Annotated in this window: 22 protein-coding genes; 8 read left to right on the top strand and 14 right to left on the bottom strand. The window is 61.7% G+C overall.

Features of this window, described 5'->3' with window-relative positions; translation table 11 throughout:
* Positions 1-2: 2 nt before the first annotated feature.
* Genes rplW through rpsJ form a run of 4 tightly spaced genes read right to left on the bottom strand, consistent with a single transcriptional unit; the run spans position 3 to position 1891 of the window.
* Positions 3-305: a 50S ribosomal protein L23 gene (gene rplW / locus VZC39_RS01225; protein ID WP_005307955.1), complete on the bottom strand. Its 303-nt coding sequence runs from the start codon at positions 303-305 to the stop codon at positions 3-5.
* Positions 302-907, bottom strand: a complete 606-nt coding sequence (gene rplD / locus VZC39_RS01220) for a 50S ribosomal protein L4 (protein ID WP_005340616.1) — start codon at positions 905-907, stop codon at positions 302-304. Before rplD ends, rplW begins: the two co-directional genes overlap by 4 nt.
* A 17-nt stretch (positions 908-924) precedes the next feature.
* Positions 925-1557, bottom strand: a complete 633-nt coding sequence (rplC, locus tag VZC39_RS01215) for a 50S ribosomal protein L3 (protein ID WP_010672559.1) — start codon at positions 1555-1557, stop codon at positions 925-927.
* 22 nt (positions 1558-1579) lie between these two features.
* A complete protein-coding gene (gene rpsJ, locus VZC39_RS01210) occupies positions 1580-1891 on the bottom strand; it encodes a 30S ribosomal protein S10 (protein WP_005307944.1) in 312 nt (103 codons plus the stop codon).
* Positions 1892-2246: 355 nt separating this feature from the next.
* On the opposite strand from rpsJ, the gene VZC39_RS01205 reads away from it, so the two are divergent.
* A complete protein-coding gene (locus VZC39_RS01205) occupies positions 2247-3161 on the top strand; it encodes a DMT family transporter (RefSeq protein ID WP_434665098.1) in 915 nt (304 codons plus the stop codon).
* Positions 3162-3198: 37 nt separating this feature from the next.
* Here the strand turns inward: VZC39_RS01205 and envZ are convergent, their stop codons facing one another.
* On the bottom strand, positions 3199-4509 hold the full coding sequence (envZ, locus tag VZC39_RS01200) for a two-component system sensor histidine kinase EnvZ (RefSeq protein ID WP_434665096.1): 1311 nt from the start codon (positions 4507-4509) through the stop codon (positions 3199-3201).
* Positions 4506-5225, bottom strand: a complete 720-nt coding sequence (gene ompR / locus VZC39_RS01195; RefSeq protein WP_434665093.1) for an osmolarity response regulator transcription factor OmpR — start codon at positions 5223-5225, stop codon at positions 4506-4508. Before ompR ends, envZ begins: the two co-directional genes overlap by 4 nt.
* A 222-nt stretch (positions 5226-5447) precedes the next feature.
* Here ompR and greB point away from each other — a divergent pair, with 222 nt between their 5' ends.
* Together greB and VZC39_RS01185 are read left to right on the top strand one after the other, a co-directional pair.
* A complete protein-coding gene (gene greB, locus VZC39_RS01190) occupies positions 5448-5921 on the top strand; it encodes a transcription elongation factor GreB (protein ID WP_100860708.1) in 474 nt (157 codons plus the stop codon).
* 201 nt (positions 5922-6122) lie between these two features.
* The gene (locus VZC39_RS01185; RefSeq protein WP_434665090.1) at positions 6123-8453 is read left to right on the top strand and encodes a Tex family protein; all 2331 of its coding nucleotides are present in this window, start codon (positions 6123-6125) and stop codon (positions 8451-8453) included.
* A 724-nt stretch (positions 8454-9177) separates the two neighbouring features.
* Here the strand turns inward: VZC39_RS01185 and VZC39_RS01180 are convergent.
* From VZC39_RS01180 to bioH, 3 genes are all read right to left on the bottom strand, one after another.
* A complete protein-coding gene (locus VZC39_RS01180) occupies positions 9178-9942 on the bottom strand; it encodes a putative metalloprotease CJM1_0395 family protein (RefSeq protein ID WP_434665088.1) in 765 nt (254 codons plus the stop codon).
* 95 nt (positions 9943-10037) lie between these two features.
* Positions 10038-10271, bottom strand: coding sequence for a flagellar biosynthesis protein FlgE (locus VZC39_RS01175; protein WP_434665085.1), 234 nt, complete (start codon positions 10269-10271; stop codon positions 10038-10040).
* 83 nt (positions 10272-10354) lie between these two features.
* The gene (gene bioH / locus VZC39_RS01170; protein WP_434665082.1) at positions 10355-11119 is read right to left on the bottom strand and encodes a pimeloyl-ACP methyl ester esterase BioH; all 765 of its coding nucleotides are present in this window, start codon (positions 11117-11119) and stop codon (positions 10355-10357) included.
* Positions 11120-11157: 38 nt separating this feature from the next.
* Between bioH and VZC39_RS01165 the strand changes: the two genes are divergently transcribed.
* Both VZC39_RS01165 and nfuA read left to right on the top strand, forming a co-directional pair.
* Positions 11158-11886, top strand: coding sequence for a ComF family protein (locus VZC39_RS01165; protein WP_434665080.1), 729 nt, complete (start codon positions 11158-11160; stop codon positions 11884-11886).
* Between the two features lie 161 nt (positions 11887-12047).
* Positions 12048-12626: a Fe-S biogenesis protein NfuA gene (nfuA, locus tag VZC39_RS01160; RefSeq protein WP_349920643.1), complete on the top strand. Its 579-nt coding sequence runs from the start codon at positions 12048-12050 to the stop codon at positions 12624-12626.
* Positions 12627-12705: 79 nt separating this feature from the next.
* Here nfuA and gpsA read toward each other — a convergent pair whose 3' ends face one another.
* Genes gpsA through VZC39_RS01145 form a run of 3 tightly spaced genes read right to left on the bottom strand, consistent with a single transcriptional unit; the run spans position 12706 to position 14661 of the window.
* Positions 12706-13710 (bottom strand): NAD(P)H-dependent glycerol-3-phosphate dehydrogenase, encoded by a 1005-nt coding sequence (gene gpsA / locus VZC39_RS01155; RefSeq protein WP_349920642.1) that lies wholly within the window; start codon positions 13708-13710, stop codon positions 12706-12708.
* 2 nt (positions 13711-13712) lie between these two features.
* The gene (gene secB / locus VZC39_RS01150) at positions 13713-14183 is read right to left on the bottom strand and encodes a protein-export chaperone SecB (RefSeq protein ID WP_349920641.1); all 471 of its coding nucleotides are present in this window, start codon (positions 14181-14183) and stop codon (positions 13713-13715) included.
* A 46-nt stretch (positions 14184-14229) separates the two neighbouring features.
* On the bottom strand, positions 14230-14661 hold the full coding sequence (locus VZC39_RS01145; RefSeq protein WP_434665076.1) for a rhodanese-like domain-containing protein: 432 nt from the start codon (positions 14659-14661) through the stop codon (positions 14230-14232).
* 347 nt (positions 14662-15008) lie between these two features.
* Here VZC39_RS01145 and gpmM point away from each other — a divergent pair, with 347 nt between their 5' ends.
* Together gpmM and VZC39_RS01135 are read left to right on the top strand one after the other, a co-directional pair.
* Positions 15009-16538, top strand: a complete 1530-nt coding sequence (gene gpmM, locus VZC39_RS01140; protein ID WP_349920639.1) for a 2,3-bisphosphoglycerate-independent phosphoglycerate mutase — start codon at positions 15009-15011, stop codon at positions 16536-16538.
* 9 nt (positions 16539-16547) lie between these two features.
* Positions 16548-17948 (top strand): peptidoglycan DD-metalloendopeptidase family protein, encoded by a 1401-nt coding sequence (locus VZC39_RS01135; protein ID WP_349920638.1) that lies wholly within the window; start codon positions 16548-16550, stop codon positions 17946-17948.
* Between the two features lie 143 nt (positions 17949-18091).
* On the opposite strand, the gene VZC39_RS01130 is transcribed toward VZC39_RS01135, so the two are convergent.
* Positions 18092-18742 carry a Qnr family pentapeptide repeat protein gene (locus tag VZC39_RS01130; RefSeq protein ID WP_349920637.1) on the bottom strand — a complete coding sequence of 217 codons (651 nt, stop codon included), beginning with the start codon at positions 18740-18742 and terminating at the stop codon, positions 18092-18094.
* Positions 18743-18829: 87 nt separating this feature from the next.
* Here VZC39_RS01130 and VZC39_RS01125 point away from each other — a divergent pair, with 87 nt between their 5' ends.
* Positions 18830-19837 (top strand): substrate-binding domain-containing protein, encoded by a 1008-nt coding sequence (locus VZC39_RS01125; protein ID WP_434665072.1) that lies wholly within the window; start codon positions 18830-18832, stop codon positions 19835-19837.
* 125 nt (positions 19838-19962) lie between these two features.
* On the opposite strand, the gene VZC39_RS01120 is transcribed toward VZC39_RS01125, so the two are convergent.
* On the bottom strand, positions 19963-20604 hold the full coding sequence (locus VZC39_RS01120) for a bifunctional 4-hydroxy-2-oxoglutarate aldolase/2-dehydro-3-deoxy-phosphogluconate aldolase (protein WP_349920635.1): 642 nt from the start codon (positions 20602-20604) through the stop codon (positions 19963-19965).
* Positions 20605-20613: the final 9 nt, after the last annotated feature.

The raw sequence follows: 20613 nt of genomic DNA, 5'->3' as shown, positions 1-20613 counted from the left end.
TCTTACTCGGCTGCGCCCATGAAGTCGATGTCCTGACCCGCTTTCAGGGTGACATAAGCCTTCTTCCAATCGGAACGACGGCCTACGCGTGCACCTGCGCGCTTGGTCTTACCCTTCATGTTCAGGGTACGGACGGTCTCAACTTCGACCTCGAACAGTTTCGCAACTGCAGCTTTGACTTCCGCCTTGGTGGCATCAACAGCAACTTTGAACACGATAGTGTTCTGCTTTTCTGCAACCATGGTGCTCTTTTCAGAGATGTGCGGAGCCTTCAGAACTTTCAACAGACGTTCTTCGCGGATCATGCCAGCATCTCCTCGATTTGCTTCACTGCATCAGCAGTCATCAGAACCTTGTCGAAGGCGATCAGGCTGACCGGGTCGATACCGGCAACGTCACGCACGTCAACTTTGTACAGGTTGCGAGCAGCCAGGAACAGGTTCTCATCGACTTCAGCGGTCACGATCAGAACGTCAGTCAGTTCCATCTCTTTCAGCTTGGCGATCAGTTCTTTGGTCTTCGGAGCTTCGATGCCGAATTTCTCAACAACGATCAGACGCTCTTGACGTACCAGCTCGGACAGGATGCTACGGATAGCGCCGCGGTACATCTTCTTGTTTACTTTTTGGCTGTGATCTTGCGGCTTAGCAGCAAAGGTCACACCACCGGAACGCCAGATGGGCGAACGGATGGAGCCAGCACGGGCACGACCAGTACCCTTCTGACGCCACGGCTTTTTGCCGCCACCAGACACTTCAGAGCGAGTCAGCTGCGCACGAGTACCCTGACGGGCACCAGCGGCATAAGCAACGACAACCTGGTGAACCAGGGCTTCGTTGAATTCGCGCCCGAAGGTAGTCTCGGAAACTTCAAGAGCGCTCTTGGCGTCTTTCATTACCAATTCCATTACTATCTCCTCAGACGTTACGCTTTGACGGCAGGTTTAACGATCACGTTGCCGTTGGTTGCACCCGGTACTGCGCCTTTGATGAGCAGCAGGTTGCGTTCAGCGTCAACACGAACCAGTTCCAGGTTCTGAGTCGTTACACGCTCAGCACCCATGTGACCAGCCATCTTTTTGCCCTTGAATACACGGCCCGGGGTCTGGTTTTGACCGATGGAGCCAGGTACACGGTGGGACAGAGAGTTACCGTGGGTCATATCCTGGGTACGGAAGTTCCAGCGCTTAACAGTACCGGCAAAACCTTTACCCTTGGATGTGCCGGTAACGTCTACCAGCTTAACGTCAGCGAGAAGATCTACTTTCAGCTCGCTACCAACAGTGAAAGTTTCACCGTTGTTCAGGCGGAATTCCCACAGACCGCGACCGGCTTCTACACCAGCTTTGGCAAAGTGGCCAGCTTCCGGCTTGGTTACACGGCTGGCTTTCTTGGCGCCAGTGGTAACCTGAATAGCGTTGTAGCCGTCGGTTTCTACAGATTTGACCTGAGTTACACGGTTAGCTTCAACTTCGATAACAGTCACCGGGATAGAAACGCCATCTTCGGTGAAGATGCGAGTCATACCCACTTTGCGACCTACAAGACCGATTGTCATTGTTATCAACCTCTTTCCGTAATTAACCCAGGCTGATCTGGACGTCTACACCAGCTGCCAGATCCAGACGCATCAGAGCGTCTACGGTCTTGTCAGTCGGTTCAACGATGTCTACCAGACGCTTGTGAGTGCGGATCTCGTACTGATCACGCGCGTCTTTGTTGACGTGCGGGGAGATCAGAACGGTGAAGCGCTCTTTGCGAGTCGGCAGCGGAATAGGACCGCGAACCTGCGCGCCGGTGCGCTTTGCAGTTTCAACGATTTCCGCAGTGGATTGATCGATCAGGCGATGATCAAAAGCCTTCAGGCGGATACGGATTCTTTGGTTCTGCATTGACAGAGCTCCAATAGATAAAAGAACATAAATCAACACCGCCCGACCGGGATTACTCCCGCCAGAGGTGTGATTTTTCACGTTTCCCCCCATATCGGGAGGACTGTATGGCTGGCCCGCGTAAACGAGAAGCTCAGCATGCAGACATATCGTCTGGCTTACCTCATGGGTAAGCGGAGGGGATTATACGGATTTTTTCAATTCATGCAAGAGAAGGCGAACAGATTGTGCACAATCATCCGTCGCGGACGGATCTCGCCCAGGCGGCCTCGCCTGACCTCGATACCATGATGACGACAAGGTGCCGAGCGGACTGCTAGACTGCGCCCCTGCCTCTGTCAACGGAACGACCGCGATGCTCAAAGATCAGAAAAAAGCCTACCAGTATGGACTTTGCGCCGTGGCGCTCTGGTCGACAGTCGCCACCGCCTTCAAGATATCCCTCACCTATTTCGAGCCCGTGCAGTTGCTGCTCGTCGCCGCCTTCACCTCGACCCTGACCCTCACCGCCATCGTCGCCAAGCAGGGCAAGCTGCCCCTGTTGCTGAACTACATCCGGGCTCGCCCTCTCTATTATCTGGCCCTGGGGGTACTGAACCCCTTCCTCTATTACCTGCTGCTGTTCAAGGCCTATGATCTGCTACCCGCCCAGCAGGCTCAAACCCTCAACTACACCTGGGCCATCACCCTCAGCCTGCTGGCGGTTCCCTTCCTCGGCCAGAAGCTGCGCCGCCGGGACGGGGTCGCCATCGTGCTGGGCTACTTCGGCGCCCTGGTCATCGCCACCAAGGGAGACGTGTTCGGCCTGCAGTTCGACAGCCCCCTCGGCGTGACCCTGGCACTGGTATCGACCCTCATCTGGGCCGGCTACTGGATCCTCAACACCCGCAACCAAGGGGATCCCATCGTCAGCCTGCTGCTCGGCTTCCTCATCAGCCTGCCTTTCATCGTCGTGGCGACCTGGCTGATGGCGGGCTTCGCCATGACCGCATGGCAGGGCTGGGCCGGCGCCATCTACGTGGGACTGTTCGAGATGGGCTTCGGCTTCGTGCTCTGGCTGATGGCCCTGCGTCACGCCACCAACACGGCCCCCATCAGCAACCTCATCTTCATCTCACCCTTCGCCTCGCTGGTACTGCTGAATCTGCTCATCGGCGAGACCATACACCCGGCCACCCCCATCGGATTGGCGCTGATCGTGGCGGCCCTGCTCATCCAGCAACTCAAATACGGCAAGCGCTACCGCAACAAAGTCGGCTCGGAAGGCTGAAAACACAGAGGGCGCATCCTCCGATGCGCCCTCTGTCTCAATCTATCCACTCCAGCGGCTGCTGCTTGGGCAGCCGTATCTCCACCAGCAGGCCCCCGAGTGCCGAGCCACCGAGCCGTATGGTGCCGTGATGCAGGGAGACTATCTTGGCGACGATGGCCAGCCCCAGGCCACTGCCGCCGACGGTACGCGCCACATTGCCCTGGGTGAAGGGTTTGAGCACCCGCTGATAATCCTGCTCCGCGATGCCGGGGCCATTGTCAGAGAGTCGCAGCCGTACCCAGTGGCCATCATCCTTGAGCTCGGCCTGCAAGCGGCTCGCCCCGTAGCGCAGTGAGTTGCCCGACAGATTGTTGAGGATGCGCCTCAGGCTGACGGGGTTGCAGGCCACTCGCACCGCCTGCTCCGGCAACAGCAGCTCCACCTCCAGGCCCTGATCGGTCTGCATCAGCAGGGCATCGTGGATCAGCTGGGTCAGGTCGATCTGCTGGATGTCCAGCCCCTCGTCCGGCCGGATGTAGTCGATGAACTGATCGATGATGGCGTTGGACTCGTCGATGTCCGCGTTGATGCTCTCCTTGAGGTACTCATCCCCGGAGGACATCATCTCGGTCGCCAGCCGGATACGGGTCAGAGGGGTTCGCAAGTCATGGGAGACCCCCGCCATCATCAGGTTGCGCTCCTCTATCAGGCTCTTGATGGAGCTCGACATGTGGTTGAAGGTGCGGGTCAGACGGCGCACCTCCCGGGAGCCCTGCTCACTCAGCGCATCGGGGAAGTTGCCGCGGGCCACCGCCACGGCCCCCGCCTCCAGATCCTCCAGCGGGCGCACCAGCTGGCGGGCAAATCGCCAGGCCGCGAACAGGGTCACCACCAGCAGCACGCTCATATAGAGCAGCAGCGGCTCGATATCGTCATCCTCAATCTCGGTCAGCGGGATCCGCACCCACATCTGGCTGGCCTGGGGCGGCTGGATCCAGATGATGTAGTGATCCTGGATCTCGACCCTGACCTTGGTCTTGCCCTTCAGCTCGTTGCTGATGTTCTCTTCCAGATAGGGATAGGGTTTGGAGTCATTGAGTCCGTGCTGCTCCGCCTCGCTCTGGGTATAGATGTCGCTGCCGGTCGCCACATAGACCAGGGCCTCGGCGTCTTCGCTCAGGGCCAGCTGATTGCTGTCGACGGGGAAGATGAGTTTGACCTGGTTGGCCAACAGATGACTGATCTGATTGACCGCCGGCGACAGCAGATAGTTGTAGAAGGTGACATAGGAGACAAACTGATAGACCACCAGCACGGCGGCCAGAAACCAGAGCATGCGGGAAAACATGCTGCTCACTCGTTTCATGCGCCATCACCATCCGGTACGAACACATAGCCCAGACCCCAGACGGTCTGCAGATAGCGCGGCTGGGCCGGATCCTGCTCCAGCAACCGGCGCAGGCGGGAGACCTGCACATCGATGCTGCGCTCGGTGGCGGTGTACTCCCGCCCCCGGGCCAGATTCATCAGCTTGTCGCGGGAGAGCGGCTCGCGCGGGTGGCTCACCAGCACCTTGAGCACGGCGAACTCGCCGCTGGTCAGGGCGACCGGTTCTCCGTCCCGGCTCAGCTCCCGGGTCGCCAGGTTGAGTTGATAGGCACCGAAGGTCACCATCTTCTCGGCGGCGGAGGGGGCACCGGGCAGCTCGACGGTATGGCGGCGCAACACGGCGCGGATCCGGGCCAGCAGCTCGCGGGGATTGAACGGCTTGGGCAGATAGTCATCGGCCCCCATCTCGAGACCGACGATGCGATCCACCTCGTCCCCCTTGGCGGTGAGCATGAGCACCGGGATCTGGTTGCCCGCTTCCCGCAGGCGGCGGCAGATGGAGAGGCCATCTTCCCCCGGCAGCATCAGATCCAGCACCATCAGGCTGAAGTTCTCACGCGTCAACAGCCGGTCAGCCTGCTCGCCGTTGGCAACCCCCCGCACCATGAACCCCTGCTCGGTCAAATAACGCTCCAGCAGGGAACGCAGTTTCAGGTCATCGTCGACCACCAGGACCTTGTATTGCTGACTCATGCTTGCCACTCCTCTCTCGCTGCCCCCAATACTAGGGCTCCCCCTCCCAACGGCAAAGCATAAATATGTTACCGGTTATTACCCCGGACGCGGCTAAAACTCCGGGCTATGGTCAGAGCCCGGGCCTCTCTGATACCTTTGCCCCCACAGCCGGGGCGCCATCACCAAGACTCCGGACAGAACAACCTCCCTTATCAGGTCGTAACAGGGGCTGATTACGCCATGAAAACCAAACTCATCACGCGAGAAGGCTACAACAGGCTGCGACAAGAGCACGACATGCTGTGGCGAGAGGAGCGGCCCGAGGTCACCAAGAAGGTGGCCTGGGCGGCCAGCCTCGGCGATCGCAGCGAGAATGCCGACTACCAGTACAACAAGAAGCGGCTGCGGGAGATCGACCGCCGGGTGCGCTACCTGCGCAAGTGTCTGGAGGAGCTCACCATCGTCGACTACGCCCCCTCCCAGGAGGGCAAGGTGTTCTTCGGCGCCTGGGTCGAGGTGGAGAGCGAGGAAGGGGAGACCAAGCGCTTTCGCATCGTCGGCTATGACGAAATCTTCGGTCGCAAGGATTACATCTCCATCGACTCCCCCATGGCCCGCGCCCTGCTGAAGAAAGAGGTGGGTGACGAGGCCATAGTGCGTACGCCAGTGGGTGACGCCTGCTGGTATGTGAACGAGATAAGCTACCCCCGCTGAACCACCGAGGGAGCCCCCTTCCCGGCCCCCATGCAGGTTGACCAGTCCGCCATGCCCCCGGCCGGGCTGGCATCCACCGCCCCTAGCCCCTATAGTGCTCCCACCCGGCGCCCAGGGCGCAAACCGGCCGAGTGGTGCCCCTTGCTGAGCCAGGGCGCCACCTCAGGCCAGTTGGATAGAACCGACCATTAGAGATCCCCGATGCAGAGCCAACTCATAGAGAGACAGATCGCCACCGAGCTGAATGCTCGTCCCGATCAGGTGCAGGCCGCCGTGAGCCTGCTGGACGAGGGGGCGACCGTCCCCTTCATCGCCCGTTACCGCAAGGAGGTGACCGGCGGGCTGGACGACAGCCAGCTGCGTACCCTGGAGAGTCGCCTCGGCTACCTGCGGGAACTCGAAGATCGCCGCCAGGTGATCATCCGCTCCATCGAGGAGCAGGGCAAACTCACCCCGGAGCTCGCCCGCGACCTGCGCGAGGCGGACAGCAAGACCCGGCTGGAAGATCTCTATCTGCCCTACAAGCCCAAGCGCCGCACCAAGGGGCAGATGGCCATCGAGGCCGGGCTCGAGCCCCTGGCGGATCGGCTGCTCGCCGATCCCATGCGTGACCCCGAGCAGGAAGCGGCCGCCTTCCTCAATCCCGAGCAGGGCATCACCGATACCAAGGCCGCCCTCGACGACGCCCGCTACATATTGATGGAACGCTTCGCCGAGCAGGCCGACCTGCTGGAGAAGCTGCGGGACTACCTGTGGCACAACGCCACCCTGCGCGCCCGGGTAGTGGCGGGCAAGGAGCAGGAAGGGGCCAAGTTCAAGGATTACTTCGAACACGACGAACCCCTGCACAAGGCCCCCTCCCACCGGGTGCTGGCCATGCTGCGCGGCCGTAACGAGGGGGTGCTCAACCTGGCGCTGGTGACCGGCGAGGATGAGAGCGCCAGCCCCTGCGAGGGGATCATCGCCCATCACCTCAAACTGAACCTGCAGAACCGCCCGGCGGACAAGTGGCTGCAGGGGGTGGTGAGCTGGACCTGGAAGATCAAGCTTTCGCTCCAGATGGAAACCGAGCTGGTCGGCCGCATCCGTGAGAGTGCCGAAGAGGAGGCGATCCAGGTGTTTGCCATGAACCTCAAGGATCTGCTGATGGCGGCACCGGCCGGCATGCGCTGCACCATGGGGCTGGATCCCGGCATCCGTACCGGCGTCAAGGTCGCCGTGGTGGATGCCACCGGCAAGCTGGTCGATCACGCTACCATCTATCCGTTCGAGCCGAAAAAACAGGTGGATCAGAGCCTGCGCACCCTGAGCGAGCTGTGCCAGAAGCACAAGGTCGAGCTCATCAGCATCGGCAACGGCACCGCTTCCCGGGAAACCGACCGCCTGGTGAGCGATCTGTTCGAACGCTACCCGACGGCCAAAGCCCAGAAGATTGTCGTGAGTGAAGCCGGTGCCTCCGTCTACTCCGCCTCCGAGCTCGCCTCCCAGGAGTTCCCGGATCTCGACGTCTCCATCCGCGGCGCCGTCTCCATCGCCCGCCGGTTGCAGGATCCCCTGGCCGAGCTGGTCAAGATCGATCCCAAGAGCATCGGGGTCGGTCAGTACCAGCACGATGTGGGCCAGAGCCAGCTGGCCCGCAGGCTCGATGCCGTGGTCGAGGATTGCGTGAACGCGGTCGGGGTGGATGTGAACACCGCCTCGGTCGCCCTGCTCAACCGGGTCTCCGGCCTCTCCCAGACCCTGGCCCAGAACATCGTCGCCTACCGGGACGACAACGGCGCCTTCCACAATCGCCAGCAACTGCTCAAGGTGAGCCGGCTCGGCCCCAAGGCATTCGAGCAGTGCGCCGGCTTCCTGCGCATTCGCGGCGGCAGCAACCCGCTGGATGGCTCGGCGGTTCACCCGGAGTCCTACCCCGTGGTGGAGCGGATCCTGGCACGGCTCCAGCAGCAGGTGGAGAGCCTGCTCGGCAACGCCACCCTGCTCAAGAGCCTGAAACCCGCCGACTACACGGATGAGCGCTTCGGCGTGCCCACCGTCACCGACATCATCGGCGAGCTGGACAAGCCGGGCCGCGACCCGCGCCCCGAGTTCAAGACCGCCACCTTCAAGGAAGGGGTCGAGAAAATCAGCGACCTGGTGCCCGAAATGGTGCTGGAGGGGGTGGTCACCAACGTCACCAACTTCGGTGCCTTCGTCGACATCGGGGTCCATCAGGACGGCCTGGTGCACATCAGCTCCCTGACCGATCGCTTCGTGAAAGATCCCCGCGAGGTGGTCAAGGCGGGTGACATAGTGCGGGTCAAGGTGCTGGAGGTGGACGCCCCCCGCAAGCGCATCAGCCTGACCATGCGTTTGCAAGAGAAGGCCGGCGAGAAGAGTGGGCCAGGGCGCAAGCCGGCGGAGCCACGCCAGGGCAACGCCGGTCGGGACAAGCCTCGAAGCGAATCCCGCCAGAGCGCGCCCCAGACCGGCATGGGGGGCGCCATGGGCAACGCCTTCGCCGCCGCCCTCTCCAAGGCCAAGAAGTAAGAGAGCAAAATGCAAAAAGCCCCGCGAGGGGCTTTTTGCTGGGTATGCAGATTGAATGCCTTGCCAGCGGCGCGGCGGATGTGGGCTCCCAAACTGCAACTCTACTAGGCGCGATTTAACTCGTAATACCTTGATTTAATAAAGTTACGTTGTTTCAAGTTGAGGCAATCTTACACACTTCGTACATTTTTAATCACCAGGCACATACGACAACAACATAACGACATCTGGCACCCATAAGCAGCAAAGTGGAAATGTAATGACCCCAATCGGGTCCACCTCATGCGTGACAAGACTCTCCCTTATCCATATTAACCCTGCGCCCATACTTGATAATTTTAACGACGGCCCACATGTCCATGTAAGAGGGTCGTCCTCTGAACAGTTAAAGGAGAACTGTTATGGGTCTTAAGCCTGGTCCAAAACCAATCGCTAAATCGACAGGGAAACCTGATCAACGTCGCCGCGATAATAAAGATACTCCGGGGAATACCCCGTCGTTAAAGCCAAGTAAATCCACAAAAAAGTAAGCCTACTGGGAATAGATAAAGCATTTCGATAGTAGGAAAGTGGGGCCAGCGGCCCCACTCATTGTCAAGCTGCGACTAACAGTAAGAAATTTAACGCCAATACCGCTGCCATGAAACTAAGATGGTTAGCAAGAATGTTGGGCTGATCCCGCCTCAATAGGCGCTTCAACACTAGAGTTCGAATGGCATGACTGTCAGATATCCTGGCTGAAATAGTGGCGGGGGGCGGGACGGCTTGCCTGCTGATAATGCTGCGCAATCACCTGGTTGCGTCTGTCCATATAGGCCCCGAGCGGGCTGGGCGACGTCTCGGCATCGGCGGCCATCAGCGCCTTGCGGGCCTGCGCCTCCTTGACCGTGGCGCTGCGGGCCACACTCAGATCCTGAGAAGAGGGTTCGACCGGCGCCAGGGCGGCCGCCCGCACCTGCTGCATCTTAACCAGGGTAGCGGCCGGATCTCCGTGGATGACGCCGACATCGATGGCGACCTCCCCCCCACTGGCATAGCGTCTGCCATCCGGCCCCTGGTCATACTCGTAGGTCGGGCTGCCCGCGTGCTCACCACCGGCCGTCTGGTGGGCCTGCTCATGCTTGCGTACCTCGAGATCCCGCTCCGCCAGCGCCTCTGTCTGCCGCCGCTGCTTCTGTTGTTCCTGCTGACCGGACTCCTGCTGCCTGCGCTTGCCCTCCTCATCCGTGGCCTCCACGAAACGATGGGGCAGGGTTGCCGGATGGCCGGTCTGGGCACTCTCTCTGCTGGACTGGGACTGTGGATTGGCATTGCCGGGGGCCGATCGGGATCGATCTTTTTGGGAGGCGACACCGGATTCGGCATTGGCGGCCTCCCCTTGCCGCAACTGGGGCACCAGCTCGGCACGGCGATTGTCAGTCTGCGCCGCTTCCGTCTGTGGATGCAGCTGGTTCGGCACCATGGTTGGCAGACTGACATTGATGTTCATCTCAGACCCGGATGGCGATCAAGGCACCCATCCATGCCGTCTGCGGATGCAGCGGATTGGCAATGATGGGTGACTGGCTGACGTTGATGTTCATCTCAGACCCGGATATCGATCAGGGTACCCATCATGTCGCTGGCGGTCTGGATCACCTTGGCGGAGGCGCCGGCCTGCAACTCGGCGACCTTGAGGTTGACCAGCTCATCCGACAACTGGACCTGATCACCCGCCGGCGTATTGAGGCGGGCTATCTGGCTGGAGGCCTGGGCGGCCTGCTGCTCCGCCCGCTGGAAACCCTGCACCCCCGTGGTCATGGCTGAATCGATACGCATGGCTTCTCTCCTCTGTCGTTGGCCAATTATCAACCAGAACGGGGCGTTATTGAAGCCTGGAGCGCATTATTCGACCAATGTGCTCAGCCGACAAACTCCCGCACCAGGGCGACGAACTGATCAGGATGGGAGATGAAGGGGGCATGGGAGGCTTTGTCCAGCATCCGACTCTGGCTGTGGGGATAACGCTCGTCCAGCAGCCCAATGCTGGCCTTGGGCACCAGGGAATCAAGCCGACCATAGATGCGCAGCCAGGGCAGGCTCAGCGTCGTCAGCTCGTCGCGCAGATCGATCTCCGCCAGCAAGCCGAGACCGGCTTCCAGCGCGGCCAGCTGGGGGGCCGGGCGTTCTGCCAGCCAGTGGCGCAGCTGGCGGATGTCGTCACGGGCGTGCTCGCTGCCCATGGCCTGGATCGCGAGGAAGCGCTCTATGGTCTGCTTGAAATCCCCCGCCAGCATCTGGTTGAAACCGGCCAGCACCTTGGGTGCTATGCCCGGCCAGTCATCCCGCGCCATGAAGCAGGGGGAACTCGCCACCGTGATCAGGGATTGCACCCGTTCGGGCTGCATCAGGGCCAGCTGGCTCGCCACCAGGCCACCGAGGGACCAGCCGAGCAGATGACAACGTGCGGGCATGACGGCGGCAACCTGCTCGGCCAGCCAGGGCAAGGAGTAATCACTTCCTGCAGGCAGGGGACTGTTGCCAAACCCCGGCAGATCGATCAGGTGCAGATGATAATGCTGCGCCAGAGTCGGCATCACGCCATGCCAGACGGCCCCGTTCATCCCCCAGCCATGCAACAACACCAGATCCGGCCCCTGGCCAAACCGTTCAACCGATATGCTCATCTAGACTCAAGATCCTGTTTCTCTGCGTGGATGAGCGCATGTTAAAGCGGCTGCTCGCCAAAGCAAGTCCGATCCTCGGCGACCCCGGTGACTGGCTGGGGTTGTGCCAGCTCTGCCGCCAACCCTGCGATGAGCATCCCCTGCTGTGTCGCTGGTGCCAGGCTGCACTGCACCAACCCCAATGCCGTTGCCGGCTCTGCGCCGCCCCGCTGTCAGAACATATAAAGGAAGAGGAGCAGATCTGTGGCCGCTGCCAGCGTCGGCCGCCCCCCTGGCAGCGGCTGCAGGTGATCGGGGACTATCTGCCCCCCTACCCTCTGCTGATCCCCGGCTTGAAATACGCGGGCCAGATCCTGCTGGCGCCACCGCTCGCCCGGGTGCTGGCGGATCACCTGGACCTGACCCAGCCCCCCGAGGTCATACTGCCGGTGCCGCTGCACTGGTGGCGCCAGTGGTGGCGCGGCTTCAATCAGGCGGAGGAGATAGGGCGGGCGCTTGGCGAGATCACCGGCATCCCCTGCGATGGCAGACTGCTGCGCAGAGCCAAAGCCACGGCGCAGCAGACCCACCTCAGCGCGGGTCAGCGACGGCGCAACCTGCGTGGCGCCTTCCAGATTGCCCCTCATGCATATCGTCATGTAGCCCTGCTCGATGATGTGGTCACCACGGGCGCCACCGCGGGGCAACTCAGCCGGCTGCTCCATCAGAGCGGCGTCGAGCGGGTGGAGGTATGGGCACTCTGTCGAACCCTGAGACACATCAAATAGGAAGGGACAGGCGATGTCGGCGAGATCCAGCGTCACGGCCGGGAACCCCGGCGTCGATTGGCCACTGCGCATCACAAGTGGCCGCCGTCATGCTACCCAAGCCCTGCCAAGAGAGTTATCATGAATACCTTAGTCGTACACTCAGGTTTATGAGGATAGTGATGATCAGCATTTCCGACACCGCCCAGGCCCACTTCCGCAAGTTGCTGGAAAAGCAGCCTGATGGCACCAACATCCGGGTGTTTGTGGTCAATCCGGGAACCCAGAATGCCGAGTGCGGCGTATCATATTGCCCACCCGACGCGGTCGATCCGGAAGATCAACACCTGCCCTTCAGTGGCTTCGACTGCCTGGTCGATCCCCTGAGCGCCCCCTTCCTGGTGGATGCCACCATCGACTTCGTCACCGATCAGATGGGCTCCCAGCTCACCCTGAAGGCGCCGAACGCCAAGATGCGCAAGGTCGCTGACGATGCCCCCCTGGCCGATCGCATCGAATACGTGCTGATGTCCGAGGTGAACCCCATGCTGGCCAGTCACGGTGGCAAGGTGACCCTGATTGACATCACCGACGACAAGCTGGCGATTTTGCAGTTTGGCGGCGGTTGCAACGGCTGCTCACAGGTGGATTACACCCTGAAAGAGGGGATCGAGAAGCAGCTGCTGGAGAAATTCCCGGGCGAGCTCAACGGTGTGAAAGACGCCACCGAGCACCAGCGTGGCGATCATTCCTACTATTGATTGCCTGCCGCCCATGAAAAAGGCCCTGCCAGAATCTGGCAGGGCCTTTTGCTATCCGGCGCACCGCGCACCATGACGATTACTCGTCTTTCTTGTCTCGCGACAGCAGGGCGATGGCAGCCTCTTTCGGGTTCTTGCCCTCGTAGAGCACCTTGAAGATCTGCTCGCAGATAGGCATCTCGACGCCACAACGGGCGGCCAGCAGATGCACTTCCTTGGTGTTGCGATAACCTTCCACCACTTGACCTATCTCGGTCATGGCAGTGTCCACGTCCTTGCCGGCACCGAGCGCCAGACCGAAACGGCGGTTGCGTGACTGGTTGTCGGTACAGGTCAGCACCAGATCCCCTAGCCCCGCCATCCCCATGAAGGTCTTGGCATCGGCACCCAAGGCGGCGCCGAGACGCTGCATCTCCACCAGACCCCGGGTGATGAGCGCGGTTCTGGCGTTGGCGCCAAAACCCAGCCCGTCGGAGAGCCCGGCACCGATGGCGATGACGTTCTTGACCGCGCCACCGAGCTGCAGGCCGGTGAAGTCCGGATTGGTGTAAACCCGGAACGAGCGGCCGCAATGGAGCAGCAGGGAGAGATCGTCGGCAAAGTCGTCGTGGGTCGAGGCGACCGAGATGGCGGTCGGCAAGCCGGCAGCCAATTCGCGGGCGAAGGTCGGGCCTGAGATCACCGCCAGCGGTATCTCGTCACCCAGCACCTCGCGCGCCACATCCTGCAACAGCCGACCGCTGTCCGGTTCCAGCCCCTTGGTGGCCCAGGCGATACGGGTATCCGGGCGCAGGAAGGGCTTGACCCGGGCCAGCACCTGGCCGAACACATGGCTCGGCACGACCAGCAGCAGCACGGGGGCGGCTTGCACCGCCGCCTGCAGATCCGAGGTCAGTTGCAAGTCGGCCGGGAAGGGCACGTCCGGCAGGAAGGCCTTGTTGCAGCGATCCTGTTCCAGCTCGGCGACATGGGCGGGGTCGTGACCCCACAGCAGGGTCGGATGACCGTTGCGCGCCAGAGAAATGGCAAGGGCGGAGCCGTAAGACCCCGCCCCCAGGACCGAGATAGCGATCTGGTCGGCCATTATCAGGCTTCCGCAGCCGCCTGCTGGGCCTGTGCTTGCGCCATGTGCTGGGCAAACAGGGCATCGAAGTTGACCGGTGCCAGGTTCAGCTGCGGGAAGGAACCCTTGCTCACCAGATTAGCCACTGCTTCACGGGCATACGGGAACAGAATGTTCGGGCAGAAGGCCGCCAGGCAGTGAGCCAGCTGGGGTTCCGGCAGGTTGCCGATGGTGAAGATACCTGCCTGCTGCACTTCGCACAGGAAGGCGGTCTCGGTTTCCAGCTTGCAGGTCACGGTCAGGGTCAACACCACTTCGTACACGCCGTCGGCCAGGACGTTGGTCTTGGTGTCCATGTCCAGCTTGACGTCCGGTTGCCACTCTTTCTGGAAGATGTGCGGGGTGTTCGGTGCTTCGAAAGAGACATCCTTGGTGTAGACACGCTGGATGTGGAATTCCGGTTGTACTTCCTGGTTGTTGATTTCGTCAGCCATTTCGTTTGATTCCTTTTATGAAAATGAGTGGGCGCGGGCCCTTAAATCAGCGCTTTTTGGTCACCGGCAGATTCTCTGCCCGCCATTGGGCCATGCCGCCGCTGAGGGTATAAACCTGCTTGAAGCCGGCCTTGCTCAGTTGGCGACCCGCACCACCAGCGGTCATCCCCGACTCGCACACCACTATGATGGGGGCGTCTTTGTGCTTTTCAACCGGGCCCAGATTGTTGGCCTGGATCTGGGTGAGGGGCAGGTGGTGAGCACCGGCCAGATGACCCTTGGCGAACTCATCCTGACTGCGAATATCCACGACGGCGGCATTCTCACGGTTGATCAGCAGGGTGGCCGCGTGGTTGTTCACCGACTTCACCGGAGACAAACGAGCACGCACCGTGGTGTAAACCAAGGTGCCTGCCAGACCCAACCAGGCTGCGGTCAGCAGCGGGTTGCGGGTCGCAAAATCCAAATACTCTTGCATCTTCTACTATCCAGGGACCAAGACAAGTGCCCGAGTATACATGGGGCCCTTGATAAGATCAGCCACCTTGGCGGTAAAGCGGGAGCAAGCTCCCATCAGGGATTGGCCGTCGTTTGCAGGGCGGAAAGGGTGGCCGTCAGGCCATGAAAATAACGAAGCAAATCCCGCAACGGGACGAAAAAACCGAGGGACGGACAAGCCGGCAACATGCCCAATACAGCGGGGCAACAGTTAAAAAACCTGGTGGCAGAGGGACTTGGCTATCAGGTGACTATTTCGGCAGATGTAGTAATATTACGCTAGTTTCAGTTCCCGCAATTCATTCCTATCCGAGAGGACATAGCCTTATGTCAACAGCTAAGAAACCGTTGGTTCTGGTCATCATGGACGGTTGGGGCTACAGCACCAAGCAAGAGTACAACGCCGTCGCTGCCGCCAAGACCCCCAACCTCGACCGCCTCGCTCGTGACTACACCAGCACCCTGATCTCCGGCTCCGGCCTGGACGTGGGTCTGCCCGATGGCCAGATGGGCAACTCCGAAGTGGGTCACGTCAACATCGGCGCCGGTCGCATCGTCTATCAGGAACTGACCCGCATCTCCAAGGAGATCCAGGACGGCGACTTCTTCCAGAACGTCGAGCTGGCCAAGGCTGTTGACGGCGCCGTGACCAAGGGCAAGGCCGTGCACATCATGGGCCTGATGTCCCCGGGTGGCGTCCACAGCCACGAAGAGCACATCATGGGCATGATCGAGATGGCCGCCAAACGTGGCGCCGAGCAGATCTACTTCCACGCCTTCCTGGATGGCCGTGACGTGCCGCCGCGCTCCGCCCAGTCCTCCATCGAGCTGTTCGACGCCCTGTTCGCCAAGCTCGGCAAGGGTCGTTTCGCCTCCATGATCGGTCGTTACTACTCCATGGACCGTGACAACCGCTGGGATCGCGTGCAGCAAGCCTATGACCTGATGACCCAGGGCAAGGCCGAGTTCACCGCCGACAGCGCCACCGAAGCCCTGGCCAACGCCTATGCCCGCGACGAGAACGACGAGTTCGTCAAGGCCACCCGCATCGGTGCCGCCGCGCCCATGCAGGATGGCGATGCACTGATCTTCATGAACTTCCGTGCCGACCGCGCCCGCGAGATCACCCGCGCCTTCGTCGACAGCGACTTCACCGGCTTCGCCCGCGCCGCAACGCCTGCACTGAACTTCGTGATGCTGACCGAGTACGCGGCCGACATCAAGACCGCCTGCGCCTACCCGCCCACCGCCCTGGTCAACACCCTGGGTGAATGGCTGGCCAAGCAGGGCAAGACCCAGCTGCGCATCTCCGAAACCGAGAAGTACGCCCACGTCACCTTCTTCTTCAACGGTGGCGAAGAGGATTGCTTCACCGGTGAAGATCGCGAGATCGTCGCCAGCCCGAAAGTGGCCACCTACGATCTGCAGCCGGAGATGAGCTCGGGCGAGCTGACCGACAAGCTGGTCGGCGCCATCAAGAGCGGCAAGTACGACGTCATCATCTGCAACTACCCGAACGGCGACATGGTCGGCCACACCGGCGTGTTCGATGCGGCCGTCAAGGCCTGTGAAGCGGTCGACCACTGCATCGGTCGCGTCACCGAGGCCCTGGCCGAAGTAGGTGGCGAATGCCTCATCACCGCCGACCACGGCAACGCCGAGAAGATGATGGACGAGGAGACTGGTCAGGCCCACACCGCCCACACCAATCTGCCGGTTCCTCTCATCTACTTCGGTCGCAAAGCCGAGGTGGTCGAAGGCGGCAAACTGTCCGATCTGGCCCCCACCATGCTGACCCTCATGGGTCTGCCGGTGCCGCCGGAAATGACTGGCAAGCCCCTGATGATTCTGAAATAATCCTTCCCCATGCGGGGATGCGAAGTTATTTCAACCAAAACCAGTCGCGTCGGCCTGTTGGCCGGCGCGCTGTTTTTTTGCCTGCTCGGCGGCGCCGGCAAGGCGCAGGCTGCCAACCAGCAGCTCGGTGCCATGCAGACCGAAATCAAGGCGCAGCAGAAGACCATCCGGCTGAGCAAGCAGGAGCTGGCCAAACTCAATACCCAGCTCAAGGCGGATGAACAGGCCATCTCGACCGCCGCCGCCAAACTCGATCAGACCAAGCTGCAGCTGAAACAGAACCAGCAGAAGCTGGTGAAGCTGCAACAGGACAAACTGGAACTGGAGCGCCAGGCCAGCCACCAGAAGCAATTGCTGGCCAGACAGGCGGAGAGCGCCTTTCAGGCGGGCAACCACGACTACCTCAAGCTGCTGCTCAATCAGCAGGATCCGGCCAAACTGAGCCGCGCCCTCGACTATTTCGACTATCTCAACAAGGCCCGTATCGAGGCCATCGAAGCCCTGCGTGCGACCCGCACCAAGCTGGCCCACAACCAGCAGGCCACCCAGGAGACAGAGAGCAAGCTGCAGAGTCTGCTCACCGAGCAGCAAGCCACCCACCAGAGCCTGCTGGCCAGCCAGCAGAGCCGCGCCACCGTACGCAACCAGTTGCAGCAATCGGTGCAGGATGACGAGCAGAAGCTGAGCAAGCTGGTGAAGGCGGAGAAGGCCCTCAAGGCACGACTGGAAGAGCTGCGCCGCCAACAGGAAGAGAAAGAGCGACGCGAGCGGGCGGAGCGGGAACGCCTCGCCAAGTTGAAGGCGGAACAGGAGCGCCAGCGCAAGCTGGAGGCACAACGCCTGGCGGCCGAGCAGAAGCGGATCGCCGAGCAACAGCGTCTCGCGGCCCAGCAGCAGAAGGTGGGGGAGCAGCAGCGGCTCGCCGCCGAGCAGCGCCGGGTCAGCGCACAGCAGGATCGGGTGGCGCAGCAGCAAGCCGCCGCCCGCAACAGCGCCAAGGCAAGCAATGGCTACAGCGGCCTCAAGACCAACGGCAGCCTGCGCTGGCCGGTGCAGGGCCCCATCCTCATCTCCTACGGCTCGCCGCGCACCGCCGAGCTGAAATGGAAGGGCACCCTGATCGGCGCCAGTGAAGGCACCCAGGTCAAGGCGGTCGCCCCGGGTCAGGTGGTCTACGCGGACTGGCTGGACGGCTTCGGCATGCTGCTGGTGATCGATCACGGTCGCGGCTACATGAGCCTCTACGGTCACAATCAGTCGCTGCTGCGCCAGGTCGGCCAGAATGTGGAGCAGGGGGAGCCCGTGGCCCTGGTGGGTGACAGCGGTGGTCAGGACAGGCCCGGCCTCTACTTCGAGATCCGCTATCAGGGCGAGGCTATCAACCCCACCAAGTGGCTCGCCAGACGCTAACCTGACCTTCACGAAAGCCTGCATGATGCAGGCTTTCTGGTGTTGGCGGGTGGTAAGGATGATGAAAACTTACCGACTATTCTGTCCATCCGGGCGGCTCATCAAGCCGTTCGCCCTCCCCATCTCTCACATCATCCAGTCATTCAAGGGAAGACGATCAGGCCTATCTGCTCCAGCAAGCCCTGTTGTTGCTCCTCGCTGATCTTTACCCCCTCCAGATTGACCCGCCGCAGATCCAGACCCGGCAGATCGCACTGGCGCAGATCGCAGCCCTGCAGGTTGAAGCTGGTCCAGTCTATCTGTCCGAAGGCTGAGCCGCCGAGATCGGATCCCGCGAGGGAGGCCCCCAGCAGATTGGCCCCCTGCCAGCGGTTACCACCGAGCTCGCACTGCTCCAGCAGGCAGCCCTCGAAGTTGCCGTAGCTGAAGTTGTTGCCGGTCAGGTGCGCCTCGCAGAAGTAGCTCTTCCGGGTGATCTGGTTCGCGAAGCTGGCATTGGCGAAGTTGATGCCCATGGCCTGACAATCCCGCATCTCCAGCCCCAGACACTGGCTGCGGCTCAGGTCGGCCAGGGTGAGGTCACAGCGCAGGAAGCTGGCTTCCCGCAGATCGCAGCCCTGCAGCTGGCAACCCTGTTCGTGCTCCCTGTCGTAGAAACTGCAGTCGACGAAGCGGCTCTCGCTCAGATCCAGCCAGGAGAAATTGCAGTCGATGAAGCGGCAATCGCTGAAATCTTCATCGTCCACCTCCTGCTGTTCGAACCGTTTCCCGTTGAAGCTCTTGCCCTTTATCAATTGAAACCTCCCAGCGGCAGCGCCATCGGCTGACTTTGCTACCCAAAACCGTTAATGTTACCTGTAACATTCTCGCCGGACCCCCAGATGAACGATACCCGCAAGCGCCGCCCTACCCTGCAAGACATCGCCGACCTGACCGGGGTGACCAAGATGACCGTCAGCCGCTATCTGCGGGATCCCCAGGCCGTGGCCGAGGGCACTCGCGAACGGGTCGCCGCCGCGGTGGAGACCCTGGGCTACATCCCGAACCGGGCACCAGAGATCCTCTCCAACGCCACCAGCAAGGCCATCGGCATCCTGATCCCCTCCCTCTCCAACCAGGTCTTCTCCGCCGTGGTGCATGGCATCGAATCGGTGACCCGACCTGCCGGCTACCAGACCCTGCTGGCCCACTACGGCTACAGCCCGCTGCGAGAAGAAGAGCAGGTCGCCTCCCTGCTCTCCTACAACGTGGATGGCCTGATCCTCTCGGACAGCCAGCACACCGAGCGCACCCGCAAGATGATCGCCACCGCCGGCATCCCGGTGGTGGAGACCATGGACCTGCCCCAGGATCCCATCGACATGGTGGTCGGCATGGATCACCGGGCGGCCGCCCGGGCCATGGTAACAGAGATGCTGCGTCGGGGGCGGCGCAAGGTGGTCTATCTGGGGGCGCGGCTCGATGTGCGTACCCAGTTGCGGATGGAAGGCTATTACCAGGCGATGAATGAGGCTGGCCTCGAGGGGCGCCACCTGCTGACCGAGCAATCCTCCACCTTCACCCTGGGAGGCCAGTTGCTGGACCAGGCGCTGGCGCGCTATCCGGATCTGGACGGCCTGTTCTGCACCAACGATGACCTGGCGGTGGGGGCCCTGCTGCAGTGCCAGGCCAAGTGGATCCCCGTGCCTCAGCAGGTCGCCATCGCCGGCAGCAACGCCCTCGACATCAGCCATGCCATGACCCCCAAGCTCGCCAGCATCGTCACCCCGCGCCAGGAGATAGGCCGCGAGGCGGCCGCCATGCTGCTGGCCCGGCTGAGCGGCCAGCCCCACCCCGAGAACCGCCGGGACATGGGTTTCTCCCTCTATGAAGGGGAGAGCCTGGGTTAAACGGCGCCCGGCCTGACCCTCGGGAGGCGACAGGGGGAATAAAAGCGCCCCGCCTCCCCTGCTTTGCACGAAAAACGACAGGCCACCCTGAGGTGGCCTGTTTAGTTTTGCTAAACGATAAAGACTTAGCGTTTAACCAATTCAACCGCTTCACGGGACAGGCGGGTCACCTCATCCCAGTTGCCGGCCTTGACGGCCTCTGCCGGCAGCATCCAGGAGCCGCCAACGGTGGCGACACATTTCAGTGCCAGATAGTCGGCCACGTTTTTCGGGCCGATGCCGCCGGTCGGGCAGAACTTGACCTGGGGCAGGGGCGCGGCGATGGCGGACAGCGCCTTGGTGCCACCGTTGGCCTCGGCCGGGAAGAACTTCAGGTGATCGTACCCGGCTTCCAGCGCCTGCATCACCTCGGACGGGGTGGCCACCCCGGGGATCAGCGGCGCCGTGCTCTTGGCCGCATGGGCCAGCAGGGCCGGGGTCATGCCCGGGGAGATGACGAAGCGGGCACCGGCGGCCACGGCGGCATCGAACTGGGCGCTGTTGAGCACGGTCCCCGCCCCCACCATGGCTTCCGGCATCTCGCGGGCGATGAGGGCGATGGCATCCAGCGCCACCGGGGTGCGCAGGGTGATCTCGAAGACCGAGATGCCACCGGCCAGCAGGGCCTTGGCCATGGGCAGGGCCTGATCCAGCTCATTGATGACCATCACGGGCACCAGCGGGGAGGCGGCAAACACCTCGGCGGGAGTCACTTTCCAGTTTTGCATTGCTCTTCC

Origin of the sequence: Aeromonas sp. NJAU223 (assembly GCF_051125555.1) — a bacterium.
Lineage (GTDB): Bacteria > Pseudomonadota > Gammaproteobacteria > Enterobacterales > Aeromonadaceae > Aeromonas > Aeromonas veronii_G.
This window is presented reverse-complemented; position numbering and strand designations above follow the sequence as displayed.

Excerpts from the sequence above, each read along its gene's own strand:
- rplD (WP_005340616.1), bottom strand. The coding sequence starts at position 907 with ATGGAATTGGTAATGAAAGACGCCAAGAGCGCTCTTGAAGTTTCCGAG.
- bioH (WP_434665082.1), bottom strand. The coding sequence starts at position 11,119 with ATGAGCATATCGGTTGAACGGTTTGGCCAGGGGCCGGATCTGGTGTTG.
- VZC39_RS01175 (WP_434665085.1), bottom strand. The coding sequence starts at position 10,271 with ATGCGTATCGATTCAGCCATGACCACGGGGGTGCAGGGTTTCCAGCGG.
- envZ (WP_434665096.1), bottom strand. The coding sequence starts at position 4,509 with ATGAAACGAGTGAGCAGCATGTTTTCCCGCATGCTCTGGTTTCTGGCC.
- gpmM (WP_349920639.1), top strand. The coding sequence starts at position 15,009 with ATGTCAACAGCTAAGAAACCGTTGGTTCTGGTCATCATGGACGGTTGG.
- VZC39_RS01120 (WP_349920635.1), bottom strand. The coding sequence starts at position 20,604 with ATGCAAAACTGGAAAGTGACTCCCGCCGAGGTGTTTGCCGCCTCCCCG.
- VZC39_RS01125 (WP_434665072.1), top strand. The coding sequence starts at position 18,830 with ATGAACGATACCCGCAAGCGCCGCCCTACCCTGCAAGACATCGCCGAC.
- rpsJ (WP_005307944.1), bottom strand. The coding sequence starts at position 1,891 with ATGCAGAACCAAAGAATCCGTATCCGCCTGAAGGCTTTTGATCATCGC.
- gpsA (WP_349920642.1), bottom strand. The coding sequence starts at position 13,710 with ATGGCCGACCAGATCGCTATCTCGGTCCTGGGGGCGGGGTCTTACGGC.
- nfuA (WP_349920643.1), top strand. The coding sequence starts at position 12,048 with ATGATCAGCATTTCCGACACCGCCCAGGCCCACTTCCGCAAGTTGCTG.
- VZC39_RS01165 (WP_434665080.1), top strand. The coding sequence starts at position 11,158 with ATGTTAAAGCGGCTGCTCGCCAAAGCAAGTCCGATCCTCGGCGACCCC.
- rplW (WP_005307955.1), bottom strand. The coding sequence starts at position 305 with ATGATCCGCGAAGAACGTCTGTTGAAAGTTCTGAAGGCTCCGCACATC.
- VZC39_RS01135 (WP_349920638.1), top strand. The coding sequence starts at position 16,548 with ATGCGGGGATGCGAAGTTATTTCAACCAAAACCAGTCGCGTCGGCCTG.
- VZC39_RS01205 (WP_434665098.1), top strand. The coding sequence starts at position 2,247 with ATGCTCAAAGATCAGAAAAAAGCCTACCAGTATGGACTTTGCGCCGTG.
- VZC39_RS01145 (WP_434665076.1), bottom strand. The coding sequence starts at position 14,661 with ATGCAAGAGTATTTGGATTTTGCGACCCGCAACCCGCTGCTGACCGCA.
- greB (WP_100860708.1), top strand. The coding sequence starts at position 5,448 with ATGAAAACCAAACTCATCACGCGAGAAGGCTACAACAGGCTGCGACAA.
- VZC39_RS01185 (WP_434665090.1), top strand. The coding sequence starts at position 6,123 with ATGCAGAGCCAACTCATAGAGAGACAGATCGCCACCGAGCTGAATGCT.
- rplC (WP_010672559.1), bottom strand. The coding sequence starts at position 1,557 with ATGACAATCGGTCTTGTAGGTCGCAAAGTGGGTATGACTCGCATCTTC.
- VZC39_RS01180 (WP_434665088.1), bottom strand. The coding sequence starts at position 9,942 with ATGAACATCAATGTCAGTCTGCCAACCATGGTGCCGAACCAGCTGCAT.
- secB (WP_349920641.1), bottom strand. The coding sequence starts at position 14,183 with ATGGCTGACGAAATCAACAACCAGGAAGTACAACCGGAATTCCACATC.
- ompR (WP_434665093.1), bottom strand. The coding sequence starts at position 5,225 with ATGAGTCAGCAATACAAGGTCCTGGTGGTCGACGATGACCTGAAACTG.